The sequence below is a fragment of the Sporosarcina ureae genome, from assembly GCF_002101375.1.
Lineage (GTDB): Bacteria > Bacillota > Bacilli > Bacillales_A > Planococcaceae > Sporosarcina > Sporosarcina ureae_B.
In genome coordinates this window covers 536,981-552,221 of record NZ_CP015207.1, presented here as the reverse complement: position 1 = coordinate 552,221, position 15,241 = coordinate 536,981, and the positions used below count along the sequence as shown (strand labels likewise).

Below are 15,241 nucleotides of genomic sequence, written 5' to 3'. Positions count from 1 at the left end.
ACTTTCCAATTGACTATTCACGTGCTAAACTACAAGTACAACTTAATAGACTTTGACTTTTTGTCAAAGGGGAGTAGCTATAGGGAAACCTATTTTGCAATCGTCAGTACATGGTTTAATACCATCGGTTGTAATAGCAAAATTTTGCTTAGCGAGACCTTTGCCTTTTATTAGGCAATGGTCTTTTTTTGTTGGCAAAAATCTGAGGAGGACGATGAATGGAAGCAATTTTATTGGAGTATGCATGGGTTTTGTTAGTATTGGTCGTGTTGGAAGGATTATTAGCTGCAGATAATGCAGTAGTTATGGCAGTTATGGTTAAACACTTGCCAAAAATGCAACAAAAGAAAGCTTTGTTCTATGGATTAATCGGAGCATTTGTATTCCGATTCGCAGCGCTTTTCATGATCACATTATTAGTGAATGTATGGCAGATCCAAGCGCTCGGGGCGGCGTACTTACTGTTTATCGCAATCAAACATATTTACGATCAGAAAAAGGTAAAAGAACATTCCATTGAACCGGAAGCGACTAAGGGTTCTGGTTTTTGGATGACCGTATTAAAAGTAGAATTAGCAGATATAGCTTTCGCGGTGGATTCAATGCTTGCTGCAGTGGCGTTGGCCATCACATTGCCTCCATTAGGAGATATGGTGATAGGTGGAATTAACGGAGGTCAGTTTAGCGTCATGTTGGCCGGTGGGTTAGTCGGACTCGTCATTATGCGATTCGCTGCTCATAAGTTCGTCCAGTTGCTAGCTAATTATCCGCAATTAGAGACAACTGCTTTCGTTATTGTCGGATGGGTAGGAGTCAAGTTGACCGTCCTTACATTAGCACATGAAAAATTAGGGTTCTTACCACTTGATTTTCCACATTCAACTGAATGGAAACTGATTTTCTGGGGAGTTTTAGTGGCCATTGTAGTAATAGGTGCTCTAATTAGTATTAAGAAAAAACGAGCACTGGAAGTATAATGTCTAGTTTTTTCCCGGTGGATTAGGTGTTCATTATAAGTAAGCGAATTCTCGATTAAGATAAGAATCTTCCATTAAATAAGATGGGAGATTCTTTTTTGTGATATTCTGTATAGTATAGTTATATATCATCCAATATAAAAATATTAATATTATGTAAAAAAGTGTAGGCAATATAATCGAAAGGGGTTTCCTCTTACTATTGATGACATTCAAATTCCAAGAACATTTACCCCGAGTACCGATTCCTAAGCTCGTAGATACAAAACATAAACTGCTAGAAGCGATTGAAGCATTAGTTAGTGAAGATGAATTCAAAGAGACAAAGAAAATAATTCAACAGTTTTTTGAAGAAAGCGGGGAAGCGCAAATACTTCAAGAAAAGCTTCAGATTTGGCAAGAAGATTTTGCAGGCAGTTGGCTAAAACCTTTTTGGGATAATGTATATCTGGCATCTCGCGACCCGTTACATACAAGCAGTAATTTTAATATTTTACTCGACAATCAACAGTATCAAGTACTGACAATAGCAGAGTTAGCTGGCAAAGTGAGTCGCTTCGTAGCGGAGTTTTATCATTCGATCATGGATGAAAAAGCCGCACCTGAAATAATTCGGGGTATTCCGCTCGACATGAGCCAATACCCTAACATCTTCCGATCAGTTCGAATTCCTAAAGTTCACCGGGATAGACATTACGTCGCGGAATATTCGAAAGTAGAGAATCATATTAGCCTGTTGACTAATGGCAACATCTACTCAATTCCTGTAACCAATCAACGAGGTATGATTTATTCCAGTGAGGCATTATCTAATGTAATTGAAGAGATCCTCTCATTAAACGAACTGAAAGGAAATAATGTAGGGATATTCACTACTGCAATTAGAAATAAATCAGCGGATATTTATCGCCAACTTTCAGTAACTAAAGTCAATGCTGAAAGTTTGCAAAGCATAGCGAATTCACTAGTTGTACTATCTATAGATAAAGAAAGTGCAAATTCTGATGAAGCGATACAAAATCTATTACTGAGCGGCAAAAATAAATACTTTGATAAGACATTGCAAATCGTCATTACTAAAGCGGGTGAGCTAGGTTACTGTGTGGAGCATTCGGCAGTGGATGGAACTACGATTTTTGCGGTAATACAATATGTACAAGATCAGCTCACTTCAACTAATATGGAAAGCATGGAAACAGAAGAGCTTCCAAAAGCGAAAAGGCTAGACTGGCTACTCTCGGCTGAGTTACTGGAAGAGCTCCGTACTTTGGAAATAGAAAATAAAAAAACCATTCAAAATTATTTTATTCAAGTACAAAACTTTGATGCGTTTGGTATCGATGAAATAAAACAACTTGGATTCAGTCCGGATTCATTTTTCCATATGGCGCTACAAGTAGCCCAATATAGGACTTTTTCTACGATGCACAGCACATATGAAGCGGTGTCGATGCGTTCTTTCAAGGAAGGAAGAACCGAATGCATACGTCCTTCATGTACGGAAAACTTAACATTGGCTAAAGCGATAGTAGAGGAACAACTAGAACCTCGGCTAGTATATCGATTAATGCAAAATGCAAGTACTGCACATTCCGTTCGTTTAAATAAAGCACGAAAAGGGTTTGGTGTGGAAAGACATCTATTTGGATTACAACAAATTTTTTTCATGTTTGGAGATGAACTTGGGATTGAAAAAACACCTGCACTATTTTCTGATCCCGGCTATTTAAAGATGCATCATGATTTTATTTCCACTAGTAATATGACACATCCACAAGTCAAAAGTTGTGTGTTTGGACCAGTAGTAGAAGATGGCTATGGAATTTTTTATGTCTTATTGAAGAATCGATTGATAGTAAACTTTTCCAGTTTTAGCCGTGATGAAGAGGATACCAAGCTTCTTGCAAGAAATCTTGATGGAGCGCTGAAAGAACTGAGAGATATCGCATTAGCTGTCAAGTAAGGCATGTATACTGGAGAGTGAAATAATGAAAGCTTTAGAATTATATTTAGCGGAAAATTTCTCTGGGATTGAACTGGCTCCTGCTCTATTTTACGAAACTAAAAGCGCTATACGCTTTGAAATTTCAGCATCTATTGCATTTGATGAACCAGATTTTTTAAAACAAGCATTCCATCGCTCCAGTACTTTATTCGAAGCGGTATTTGAAGACGAAGATGAAATTATACTAGTCACAGATGTTCATACAACCAATCATTTTCTACGTAAAAAACCGTTGAATGTCTATTCCAAGTATGTAAAACGAAAACAATTGCTATATACATTACGATTTTCTACGATTCCTAATTTCCATGGTGATGAGGAAGAAAAGCTTGTAACGCATCGTTTTTCACTTTCTTGTAAGAGACAGGATATTCGATATAAACAATTGCTGAAAGCGATTTGTTACGAAGATTTCGACAGTCCCACAACAATTTTAAAACAGAATTCTGGAAGTGGTTATGATATATTTTTTATTAATCAATCAAAGAATATTATTTATCACCTATATGACGATCGCGGGTGTGATATCATAGCGTCTGATAGGGAGTCCATTCGCTTTCTCTATGAACAATATACTGACTGGATTCTTGATTATGATAAGCAGGAAGTGGATAAAGACTTTTCGTTACACAATGAAAGCTAAACTCTATTCCCAGAAGGATAGAGTTTAGCTTCTAGTTTAAGAAAAGAAATCAGCAATTTGGTTGAATTAATGGTATACTTGCCAAGTATAATTTACAGGCGAGTAGGTGAAAGATGTGATAGAAGTAAAACTTTCTCCAATTGGCGAAGGGGAATTCAATAGGGGCGTATTCGCGAAATGCGATATCAAAAAAGGGCAGCTGTTACACGAGGCGCCAGTGATTTCCTATCCAAATGAACAACATCAACATATTGAAAAAACCGTTCTAGCTGACTATGCTTTCGAATATGGAGAAAACCATACGGCTGTCCTGCTTGGCTACGGAATGTTATTTAATCATTCCTATGAACCAAATGCGACCTATGATATTAATTTTGATCATCATACATTTGATTTCTTTGCATACAAAGATATTAAAGCTGGAGAAGAGATTTTGATCAACTATAATGGCGATGTTGACGATGAAGAGCAATTATGGTTTAATGACGATTATGATGGTACAGCTAACGATTAATCATAAGCATGAGAACACTTTGAATCAGCATATGGATCGAAGTGTTTCTCATTTCTATCATGTCCTAGTAGCTCAGCTGGATAGAGCAACGCCCTCCTAAGGCGTAGGTCGGGGGTTCGAATCCCTTCTGGGACGTAACAGAGTGAAAACGGAACTCAATTAAAATAAAACGAATGATTGTAAACGTTGAAGTGAAACGTTTACAATCATTCGTTTTTTAGTGTGTATTATAAGATTAATTTGTTTTCAAACTCTCATCAAGAGGAATAGCTGCAATCACAGTGGCGGTTTCTTTCTTCTGTGGAATCATCATGACTAGTAACAGAATTACAACGAAGAAACCAGCCACTGTGTATGATAGATTTTGAACAGCTTCAGTTGCTCCTTGTCCGAGAGCTGTTGATATTAGATCTTCAAATTTTATACCTAACGTAGTTAGTTCAGTAGCTAAGGCTTCACTAATTGTTGCGCCATTTGTAACGGCAGCCTGTTCTACTGCACCCATTAACTCTGGGGATACGCCAGCATCTGTTGCTTGTTGTACTAAAGATGAGGTTTTTGCATTGCTATTAAAATGAGAGAACATTACTATACCTGTTGTGGAACCAAGTGGAGCTCCAAAATCCCGGACAATAGCCAATAACCCAGAACCGGATCCATATTTTGTAGAAGGTATATTTTGTAAAGCGAATTTGATAATAATGGCCGTCGCGGCACCGATACCGAAAAACGCTGCTATCAACAGGATTGTAGAAATAGGTGTAAATGCATCGATTCTTGTAAATAAAATCATTGCGACTAATGGGAATGTGAAAGTAGCAATTAATAGCTTTTTGTTGTTCAATTTATCGGCCAACTTACCTACAATTAAACCACCAATTACTGCTGCACCAGAGTTGAACATGAAAAATAATCCACTATGAGCAACATCACCGTCAGGACGCAAAGTGAGGAAGAAGCTCATTGAATATAGCAACAATTGCATAGCAGCTGTATAAATTAAATAAATCAAAATGATTATTGCAAAAGCTTTCTTCTTTAATAAAGATAATTCTATAATGGGGTTTGCAATTCGGTTGCTATATATCCAGAGAAGGAAAATAGTTAGCAGACCCGCTCCTAAAGTAATGAGTGTAATTGGAGACGTAAATCCAAACTGTCCAACTAGTGTAGAGACAGATAAAATAGTCCCCGCAATAATAAACAGCATCATACTGCCTAAGTAATCTAATTTACCTGTTACAACACCTTTTGACTCTTTAACGAAGATTAAAATAACAATAAAACCAAGTGTAGCTAAGCCGCCACTAACCCAATAAATGACGGGCCAACCATAAACTTTGATTAAAAACCCAGCAAGTCCTGCGCCTAACATAGCACCAATCGCTTGGACAGAGTTGAAAACTCCAGATGCCATCCCCCGTTTATCCTCTTGGAAGATTACACCGATAAATGCAATGACGATCGGGAAAATACAAGCTACACCAACGCCTTGGAACATTCTAGCTACAATTAAAAAAGAAAACGTTGGGCTAACCGCTGCAGCAAATTCAGAAATTGCGAAAATGAGCATGCCTATTAGTAGTACTTTTTTACGTCCATATTTATCTGCCAACCTGCCCGTTATTGGATAGAGGGTAGCCGACATAATATAAAACGATAAAACAATAAGGCCTGCTAAATGAGAAGGGATTTGAAAATGCATAGAAATAACAGGTACAGCAGGTGCTTGGAAAGCCATAGCTTCAACTGCAATAAAGGCACTAAATACTAATGCGAGATATTGTATCCATTGTTCTTTTGTTGTCTTACTTGCTTTAGTTACAGTTACGTCCATTTTACTTCCCCCAATATTTTTTTTGTATAAGCGTAGTTCTAACAATAAACAGAAACATAATCCATGTGTTGTAAACGCTTTCATTATTTCGTTTAACTGCTAGCGCTATTCCTTTCTCCTATTGCGATATTCGCAATAGATATTTTCGAAAAATGGATATTAATAAATTATAGAGGGCGAAAACTAGAAACACAATCACTAGTTTTCCTTTAAATGGCGGAAATACAACAGATTCTTCTTATATGTCTGGAAAGTTTTTTATAAAGGATGAATGACTGTAACAGTGTTGGAAATAGAAAAGAAATATCCGACCTGAAAACCTATAAGTCAGAAGTACTCTCTTTTATATAAGTAGCCAGTGGATTTGAAATAATAACTTTAATAAATTCGTTTGAAATATATTCTGGAGAATATTTTTGTTCTCGATCTACTAACCAATAATGAACAAAACTGATAAATGTAGATGATAAATAATTGGCATACAAGCCAACATGTACATCTAATTTCGTTTCAGTTTCGGGTAGTTTTTTTATATGCGACAAAGAGTATTTATACAATCGTGCATATAACTCTGGCGTAAAACGGGGAACTTTTGTTGTAAGAAGTAAAACTTTAAAGTAATTAGAATTGATATATATATAAGTGAACATGGCTTCTATTGTAAAGCGATATGGAAAACTATCGACGTTTTTATCCTCAACCGATGTGTGTTGAAAAGTATCAATCAATCCTTGAATCAACTCGTCTATTAAACAATCAATAAAGTCTTCTTTATCTTGAAAATGTGCATAAAAAGTCGAACGATTTACATCGGAACGATCTACTATATCTGTTATTGTAATAAGGGATAGATCCTTTTCGTTAAGAAGTGAAATTAGGGAATCTTTCATAACTTTTTTGGTTCTCACAACTCGCCTGTCTACTTTTTTCTTTTGCATATGCAATCCCTCCACTAATTGAATTATACCCCATAAACCAAGCCTAAGAAACCCATCAATCAATCAATCAAATCAGCCTGCTCATAGACTTTTCGGTAACACTACTCTGAAAGTTTGGAAAATTCAGTATTGCCATATAAGCAATTGTATATTACTATATAAGCAATGCAATGGTTATTTTGAAGAATTTAGAAAGCAGTACTTATTAACACGACTTTCTTTATAGTAAATCTAGCTATTGCTAAATTTTTAAAAGAACAGCAATTTCCGATGACAAAACTAGAAGGGGGGAAGTACTAATGAATGCTTATTTATTACTAGAAATCGCTTCAAGTATAGTATCTGAACAAGAAATCATTACTTTCGACGAAGAGCGGTTAACTTATGGTCAATTAACTGAACAATCTAGTCGTGCGGCCGCTTTCTTATCATCGCTTGGAATATCAAAGGGAGATAGAATCGGACTAATCACCACTAACTGTCCAGAAGTAATTGAAGTGTTTTATGCTGCGTTCCAACTAGGTGCTGTCATAGTACCGATCAATTACCGGGCTAAAACTGAAGAGCTGGCTTTCATGGTCGAAGATGCAGGAGTGAAGGTTCTGATTTTCGAAAGTCGCTACAGTGCATTAATAAATCCGGTGATAGAGAATAGCGGCATTCAGGAAACTATTTCTATTAGAGGAACCACTGAAGGACATAAAAATTATGATGAATTGAAACGACAAGTAGTAGATGGTTATGGAGGATTTGAAGATGTAGAGTCTACTGATTTGGCAATCTTGCTTTATACAAGTGGAACGACTAGTAAACCTAAAGGTGTCATGCTCACACACGGGCAGCTGACAACTTATGTTATGAATCATTCAGAAGTAGCAGACGGTAGTGACCGGGGATCTTCGGTCATCTGCATTCCCAACTATCATGTGGCAGGAGCAACGAGCATTTGTAATTCAATTTACACTGGACGTCGCTTAATATTAATGCCCCAATTTGATGCTGGAAAATGGCTGTATGCTGTCGAACGAGAAAAAGCAACGCAAGCATTTTTAGTACCTACTATGATGAAACAGGTCTTAGATCATCCGGAATTTGGAAATAGAGATCTCAGTAGCTTAGAAAGTCTTTCTTACGGTGCTGCACAAATGCCTCTGCCGGTTATTTTAAAAGCAATTGAATCTTTTCCAACAACGACTGATTTCGCCAATGCGTTCGGCATGACAGAAACAACTTCCACAGTTTCTGTATTAGGACCTGAAGATCATAAGCTCACAGGATCAAAAGAAGAAAGAGAGAAAAAAATTAAACGCTTATCTTCTGTAGGAAAACCTTTACCAGGAGTAGATATCATGGTGGTAGATGATCAAAAACAACCTGTTGGCGAGAATGTCGTCGGCAATGTCTATGTTCGATCTGAGAGATCGATGAAAGGTTATTGGAAGCGTCAAGAAGCTACGAAAGAAACGCTTGTTGACGGTTGGGTAAATACAGAAGATGTTGGTTGGATCGACGAAGAAGGCTATTTATTTTTAGGTGGAAGAAGTTCAGACATGATTATTAGAGGCGGGGAAAATATATCTCCTGCAGAAATTGAAGATGTGTTATTATCCCATTCTGCGCTTTCTGATGTAGCCATTATTGGGATCCCTAGTTTGGAATGGGGAGAAGAAATCATGGCTGTGATAGTGCTAGATGAATTAAAAGCGCATCCAACCGCAGAGGAATTGATCCAATTTTGCAAAGGTCGTCTTGCAAGTTTTAAAGTACCTTCAGAAATCGTCATAGTTGAAAGTCTACCACGTACTTCCACAGGGAAAATATTAAAAAAAGAACTTCGGGAACGGTATATTCCTGTTAATGAAAACTATAACTAAATAAATTGTTTTAATGTAAGTTAACGAAATATTCAAAAATAATGTAATGAGGTGAAGAGAATGCGTTTTGATTTAACCGAAGAACAACAACAGTTAAAAGATGAAATACGAAATTACTTGGAAGGTCATATTTCGCAAGACATGCTAGAAGAATTAAAAGAGAAGCCTGAGGGAGGCCCTCTTTGGAAACAATATATTAAAGATCTTGGAGATGATGGCTGGCTAGGTGTCGGATGGCCAGAAGAATATGGTGGTCAGGGCAAAACTCCGCTAGAACAGTATATTTTCTTAGAAGAGATCAACCGTACTGGAGTTAATATTCCTTTCATTACATTGGAAACGGTTGGGCCAACGCTAATGAAACTTGGAACCTCGGAGCAGAAAGATTATTTTCTACCTAAAATTCTAAAAGGCGAAGTAGAAATCGCAATTGGTTATTCAGAACCACAAGCGGGTACGGATCTTGCAGCACTTGAGACTACTGCAATTCGTGATGGCGATTCTTATATCATCAACGGACAAAAAGTTTTTACAACGAATGCACATATTGCTGATTATATTTGGCTAGCTGCTCGAACAGATTCAAATGCACCTAAACATAAAGGAATCTCAATTTTTCTAGTACCAACAACAGCAGAAGGATTCTCTTATACACCAATGGAATTAATGGGTGGCGGGGCACATACAAATGTAACGTTTTACGACAATGTCCGTGTTCCATTAGATGCGATTGTAGGAGAAGAAAATAAAGGTTGGCAATATATAACTTCCCAGCTTTCACTAGAGCGATTAATGTTGTCTACTTACTCTGAAATGGAGCGTACTGTAGAAGAAATTATCGTATGGGCAAACGAAACAACAATAGATGGTTCTCTTGTAATAGATAATGAGTGGGTTCGTAACAGTCTTGCAGATTTGACGGTAGATCTCGAAGTCTTGCGACTCCTTAACTATCGTGCAGCATGGGCGCATGAAAATGAACCAGCGGCACATTACCGTCCTTCTATGAATAAAGTATTTTCTGCAGAGTTGAATCAAAAAACATACGACGTTTGTATGCAAATCCTCAATATGTTTGGTCAACTGGATATAGACTCTAAGTATGCAGCGTTGGGTGGTAAAGTAACACCACTAACAAAAGCGGCATTGGTCCTCTTGTTTGGTGGAGGGGCAAATGACGTTATGCGTGATTTGGTCGCTCGTTTTGGGCTCGGTATGGAAAAAAGTATGAGTTAACATTGTATGCGTTTTCAACTTTTCGAATATAACCTAAGGGGGATGAATTAATGGCTATTGCAGAGGCAGTACTTAACAGCTATATCGGCTTAGATTCAGAAAGAATAGCAGGTGTTGACGCAGTTTGTGAACAAATGATTAGACATTGGACTGAAGTGATGGAGGATACAAATCCACTATATTCAGATCCTCAATATGCTAAAAACACAAAATATGAAGGCGTTATCGCACCGCCTATGCAAGTACAAGTATATACGATGAATCCTTTATGGCCGAAGCCTGAAAGAGATCCGAACTCGATGGAAAGTTTGCTTAAGGTGATGGCCGAAGAAGGATATTCAACGATCGTTGCTACTGAGCAAAACCAAGAATATTTCACACCGATGAAGCCTGGCGATCAAATAAGTCAAATTATGTCTGTGAAAGAAATTTCGGCTGAAAAACAAACAGCTCGTGGACCAGGTTACTTTGTAACTTTTGCTTATAAATTCATTAATCAAAATGATGAAGTTGTTTGTCAGCAAACATTTACGATTTTAGTCTATAACTCAATTGCAGCAATGAAGGAGGAAGCAAAATGATTGAAACTAAACCTGTTGTTCTTAATTGGAATGATGTGAAAGTCGGAGATGAATTACCTGTTCATAAAAGACAAATTACAGCAGCTCTAGTGTCAGGTGGAGCTATTTCAGCTACACGCGATTATTCAGACGTGCATCATGACTATCATGCTGCACGAAGAGCAGGTGCAGATGATATCTTTATGAACATACTGACGACGAACGGTTTGATTGGAAAATATATTACAGACTGGACAGGACCAGCTGGCGAACTAAAAAGCATTCAATTACGTTTAGCTGTACCTAATTATCCAGGTGACATTCTTGAACTGACAGGAAAAGTTTCAAAGAAGTTCGAAGAAAATGACGATCACTTAGTTGAAATTGAATACTTGGGTAAAAATAAACAAGGTAATCATGCAAAAGGAAAAGTAATTATATCACTACCAATCAGGGGGTAAGTATAAATGGGAAATCCAAAAGAGAAAACAGCTATTATTGGCCTAGGTGCTACTGAATTCAGTCAGAATTGCGGCCGTAGCGAATTGCGAATGGCACTTGAAGCTATTTTAGATGCCGTAAAAGATGCAGGGATAAAAGTTTCTGATATTGATGGCATGGTGAATTATTCTATGGACACAGCAGAACAAATTGAAGTCGTTAGGCAATTAGGAATTCCAAATTTAAGTTTTTTTAGTAAAGCGCCATATGGTGGAGGAGGAAGCTGTGCCACTATTGCTCATGCCGTAGCGGCTATTGAATCAGGTATGGCAAATACGGTTGTATGCTACCGTTCAATACGAGATGCTTCCGGACCTGTAACATATGGAGACTTTGAACCAACAAGGGTGTCTCAAGATGTATATATGGGGATGAATCATCCATATGGCTTACTCACGCCAGTTTCATGGGTTGCAATGTTTGCACAGCGCTATAACCATAAATACGGCATTAAAGATGGTCAGCTTGCACACGTTGCATTAGTGAATCGTGAGAATGCCAACAGAAATCCAAAAGCAATCTTCCATAGTCGTTCTTTATCACTTGATGAATATATGAACTCTCCAATCAATGTTGAACCATTGCGTAGACATGATTGCTGCCTAAGTACTGATGGCGCCGTGGCTATAATTGTGACACGAGCAGATTTGGCAAAAGACTTGAGACACAAACCCGCATATATTTCAGGAGCAATCCAAGGGATGTCCACAAATGGAGAAGTGATGACGTCTTATGCACGAGAAGATATCACGGTTCTTCATGAAGTGGAAGCCTATGGCAAAAAGCTTTTTGAAATGGCAGGTATTACTCCGAAAGAAATAGATGTTGCTCAATTTTACGATGCATTCAGTCCTCTTGTGCCAATGCAACTTGAAGCGTTAGGGTTTGTCGGCAAAGGAGAAGGGGTCGATTATATAGAAGGAGGCCACCGTATTAGACCGGATGGAGAACTACCGATTAATACATCAGGTGGACTTATGTCTGAAGGATACATTCATGGCATGAACTTAATCGCAGAAGGTGTTCGCCAAGTAAGAGGTACTTCTACGACACAAATCAATGATATCGAATATTCTTTAGTAACAGGTGGATTAGGTGTCCCATCAAGCGGACTTATTTTGAGAAGGAGGTAATGTATATGGTTAAATATAGCGAAGTGGGAGTTCCAACTCCAAAACCAATGATGAGTCAAGATACAGAAAAATTTTGGAGGTTGTTGCAAGAGGAAAAACAACTCCACTTACAGAAATGCAATAATTGTCAAACATATTCACATCCTCCGCGGGTAGTCTGTTCGAACTGCCATAGTTTCGATTTAGGTTGGGTACCATCAGAAGGTAAGGGTGTTATTCATAGTTACGTAATTTATCATCGTTCTGTACATCCAGGATTTAAAACGCCTTACGGGGTCATTCTTGTTGAGTTAGAAGAAGGAGTACGCATTATATCTAATATGGTAGATTGCGAGCCACATGAAATTGAAATTGGAATGCCTGTTGAAGCTGTAGTAGATCAAGTTTTCGAAGATACAGCACTCGTTAAATTTAAACGGATAAATAATTAAAGGAAGAGGTGCCCAGCTTATGGATTTTTCAATGACGGAAGATCAAGTGATTTTTAAAAGTACAGCCAAAAAATTCTTTGAAGAAAAATGCACAACGCCATCTTTAACAGAATTTGAAAAAAGTAAAGAACAATATTCACCTTCATTCTATCAAGAGCTTGCCGATTTAGGATTTTTAGGACTAATCGTCCCTGAAGAATATGGCGGCATTGATGGCGATTTAATGGATTTATCAATTATCGTTGAAGAAGCTGGGAAAGCAATGTTTTCCGCACCATTTGTTTCTACACTTGTTAATGGTGTCTTACCAATTTTAAACTTTGGTACAGAAGAACAAAAAAAGGCGCTTTTGCCACAAATCATCGAAGGCAAAAGTATTGTTACTGGCGCTATGATCGAATCACAAGCCCACTATGATTTGAGTTATGTAAAAGCCCGAGCGAGTAAGAGTGGCGATGGGTATACGCTGAACGGTACAAAGTTATTCGTGAAATTTGCCGAGACGGCAGATTATTTTCTAACGTTAGCACGAACTGATAATAAAGAAGATGGTAGTAAAGAAGGACTCAGTCTATTCCTTGTTAAAAATGATGCAACAATTAAGAAACAAGCACTTCAATCCATTGGTTCTGATAAATTGTTTGAAGTAGAGTTTCAAAATGTACAATTAACGAAAAATGATCTACTTGGTAACGAAAATGAAGGATGGGCAGCTGTAGACAAATTAAATCAATTGGCCACAGCGTTGCAATGTGTTGAAATGGCTGGCTTACTTCGCCGTGCATTAGATCTTACAACTGACTATGTAAAAGAAAGAACACAATTTAACCGTCCGATTGGTAGCTTCCAATCTGTCCAACATCGTTTATCTGATATTTATACAATCGTAGAAGGCGGTCAGCTGGCTGCACTACAAGCTATATGGAGATTAAATGAAGGAATGTCCGCTGAAAAAGAGATTGCAGTTGCAAAGGCTTGGTTATGCAAAGAAGGCCAAAAGGTCCTGGTAGGTACTCATCAGCTCCACGGAGGTATGGGTATCGATATGGATTATCCTCTCCAGTTTGCTTTTAGAAGGTTTAAAAGCATGGAAGTCGAACTTGGATCAGCGCCTATACATCTAAAGAAAATCGCTTCAACTTTTAAGACTAATAAAGTTGCTGAAGTAATACATTCGTAAAGGGAGTACAACGCGTAGTTCTTTTAATTTACTTCAGTGGGAGTTTCAAGCTTTGGCTGAAGTAAGTTAATATTTCGTGTGAGTGTCACTAGTTATAAGGAATGATTATCGACAAACTCAAAAATAAAGACGTAATTGATTGAATAGGTTAACTGAACAAAATACATGATTCAGGGGTGGGATAATATGAAAGAGCAAGCCCTAACTGGACTTACAGTTATTGACTTATCAGAAAATATTACAGGACCTTATTGTACAAAGTTACTAGCAGATATGGGTGCAAAAGTAATAAAGATTGAACAGCCTGGATTGGGAGACCCTTCACGATTAGAGGGTCCGTTCCCTGGGAATAAACCTGATCTCAATAAGAGTGGATTATTCAATTATTTGAATAACAATAAAATTGGTATAACACTAGACTTGAAAACTGAAAGTGGTATTGAAATCGCGAAAAAAATAATCTCTGAAGCAGATATTATTGTGGAAAATTTTAAACCTGGTGTCATGCAACAATTAGGTCTTGGCTATGAAGCTTTGCGTGACTTAAACCCTGGTCTAATTATGACTTCAATTTCTAATTTTGGCCAAACAGGTAAATATCGAGACTATCATGCCACGGAACTTATTGCACAATCGATGAGCGGGTGGGTAAGTTCAATAGGTGAGAGTACTAGACAACCACTTAGAGCAGGTGGTCCACTTCGATTATTAGACTATATTTCGGGTACATTTGCAGCGTTTTCCACGATGACAGCAGTTTTAGGTAGACGGAAAAGTCATAAAGGTGAACATATAGACGTTTCCACTGTTGAGGTTGGCATGCTTCAACGTGCTTATCCCACAGTTCAAGATTCCTATCCTACCAGTCCTGTTAAAACGCCAAAGCGTTTTGTAATGTTACCGAGTATAGAACGGTGCAAAAATGGCAATATCGCAATATCTTTATTGACTGGTCAACACTGGCAAGACTTTTGCTGCATGATTGAAAAGTACGAATGGATGGAAGATCCACGATTTATTCTCTTGTATGATCGTTTGCAACATCAACAAGAATTCCAGCAAGTGCTAGATGAATGGTTAATGCAACATACGAAAGAAGAAGTGCTTGAAAAAGGAAGGGAATGGAAAGTTCCTGTCATTCCCGTCCCCACATTTGAAGAAATGCTTTCTTTCCCTCAGTATGTCGAGAGAAACGTCTTCGTTTCAGTCGATCATCCTGAAATGGGGAAAGTCGTTCAGCCAGGCGCTCCTTTCCGTATGTCCGAAACACCGTGGACAATTCGTAGTGCTGCTCCACTTTTAGGTGAACATAATCATCAAATTTATGATCAAGAATTGGGATTATCTAAATCCAAACTACAAAAACTGAAAGCCAAAGGTGTTATTTGATTTCTTGGTTGATGGATATTACA

At 37.8% G+C, this 15,241-nt stretch carries 14 protein-coding genes and 1 tRNA gene; 13 read left to right on the top strand and 2 right to left on the bottom strand.

Translation table 11 applies throughout. From position 1 onward, the window contains the following. Nucleotides 1-218 precede the first annotated feature (218 nt). From SporoP8_RS02675 to SporoP8_RS02655, 5 genes are all read left to right on the top strand, one after another. Nucleotides 219-977, top strand: a complete 759-nt coding sequence (locus tag SporoP8_RS02675) for a TerC family protein (protein ID WP_085131102.1) — start codon at nt 219-221, stop codon at nt 975-977. Nucleotides 978-1,182: 205 nt separating this feature from the next. Then, nucleotides 1,183-2,940, top strand: a complete 1,758-nt coding sequence (locus SporoP8_RS02670; RefSeq protein WP_099626811.1) for a choline/carnitine O-acyltransferase — start codon at nt 1,183-1,185, stop codon at nt 2,938-2,940. A gap of 25 nt (nt 2,941-2,965) precedes the next feature. After that, the gene (locus SporoP8_RS02665) at nt 2,966-3,625 is read left to right on the top strand and encodes a DUF3885 domain-containing protein (RefSeq protein ID WP_085131100.1); all 660 of its coding nucleotides are present in this window, start codon (nt 2,966-2,968) and stop codon (nt 3,623-3,625) included. 115 nt (nt 3,626-3,740) lie between these two features. Further along, entirely contained in the window at nt 3,741-4,139 is a 399-nt protein-coding gene (locus SporoP8_RS02660) for an SET domain-containing protein (RefSeq protein ID WP_085131099.1), read from the top strand. Between the two features lie 61 nt (nt 4,140-4,200). Continuing rightward, nucleotides 4,201-4,274, top strand: a tRNA-Arg gene (locus SporoP8_RS02655). A 100-nt stretch (nt 4,275-4,374) separates the two neighbouring features. Here the strand turns inward: SporoP8_RS02655 and SporoP8_RS02650 are convergent. Further along, nucleotides 4,375-5,976 carry an MFS transporter gene (locus tag SporoP8_RS02650; RefSeq protein WP_158232284.1) on the bottom strand — a complete coding sequence of 534 codons (1,602 nt, stop codon included), beginning with the start codon at nt 5,974-5,976 and terminating at the stop codon, nt 4,375-4,377. A 320-nt stretch (nt 5,977-6,296) separates the two neighbouring features. Further along, nucleotides 6,297-6,914: a TetR/AcrR family transcriptional regulator gene (locus SporoP8_RS02645; protein WP_085131097.1), complete on the bottom strand. Its 618-nt coding sequence runs from the start codon at nt 6,912-6,914 to the stop codon at nt 6,297-6,299. A 299-nt stretch (nt 6,915-7,213) separates the two neighbouring features. On the opposite strand from SporoP8_RS02645, the gene SporoP8_RS02640 reads away from it, so the two are divergent. The 8 genes from SporoP8_RS02640 (at nt 7,214) to SporoP8_RS02605 (ending at nt 15,218) form a co-directional block, all read left to right on the top strand. Then, the gene (locus SporoP8_RS02640) at nt 7,214-8,788 is read left to right on the top strand and encodes a class I adenylate-forming enzyme family protein (protein ID WP_085131096.1); all 1,575 of its coding nucleotides are present in this window, start codon (nt 7,214-7,216) and stop codon (nt 8,786-8,788) included. 60 nt (nt 8,789-8,848) lie between these two features. Next, complete coding sequence (locus SporoP8_RS02635; protein ID WP_085131095.1) at nt 8,849-10,024, top strand: acyl-CoA dehydrogenase family protein; 1,176 nt, start codon at nt 8,849-8,851, stop codon at nt 10,022-10,024. Between the two features lie 50 nt (nt 10,025-10,074). Beyond that, nucleotides 10,075-10,605 carry an FAS1-like dehydratase domain-containing protein gene (locus SporoP8_RS02630; RefSeq protein ID WP_085131094.1) on the top strand — a complete coding sequence of 177 codons (531 nt, stop codon included), beginning with the start codon at nt 10,075-10,077 and terminating at the stop codon, nt 10,603-10,605. Then, entirely contained in the window at nt 10,602-11,045 is a 444-nt protein-coding gene (locus SporoP8_RS02625; protein ID WP_085131093.1) for a hotdog family protein, read from the top strand. Before SporoP8_RS02630 ends, SporoP8_RS02625 begins: the two co-directional genes overlap by 4 nt. Before the next feature lie 6 nt (nt 11,046-11,051). Next, entirely contained in the window at nt 11,052-12,218 is a 1,167-nt protein-coding gene (locus SporoP8_RS02620) for a thiolase C-terminal domain-containing protein (RefSeq protein WP_085131092.1), read from the top strand. A gap of 5 nt (nt 12,219-12,223) precedes the next feature. Next, the gene (locus SporoP8_RS02615; RefSeq protein ID WP_158232285.1) at nt 12,224-12,649 is read left to right on the top strand and encodes a Zn-ribbon domain-containing OB-fold protein; all 426 of its coding nucleotides are present in this window, start codon (nt 12,224-12,226) and stop codon (nt 12,647-12,649) included. 19 nt (nt 12,650-12,668) lie between these two features. After that, on the top strand, nt 12,669-13,829 hold the full coding sequence (locus tag SporoP8_RS02610) for an acyl-CoA dehydrogenase family protein (RefSeq protein ID WP_085131090.1): 1,161 nt from the start codon (nt 12,669-12,671) through the stop codon (nt 13,827-13,829). A 186-nt stretch (nt 13,830-14,015) separates the two neighbouring features. Then, nucleotides 14,016-15,218: a CaiB/BaiF CoA transferase family protein gene (locus SporoP8_RS02605; protein WP_158232286.1), complete on the top strand. Its 1,203-nt coding sequence runs from the start codon at nt 14,016-14,018 to the stop codon at nt 15,216-15,218. Nucleotides 15,219-15,241: the final 23 nt, after the last annotated feature.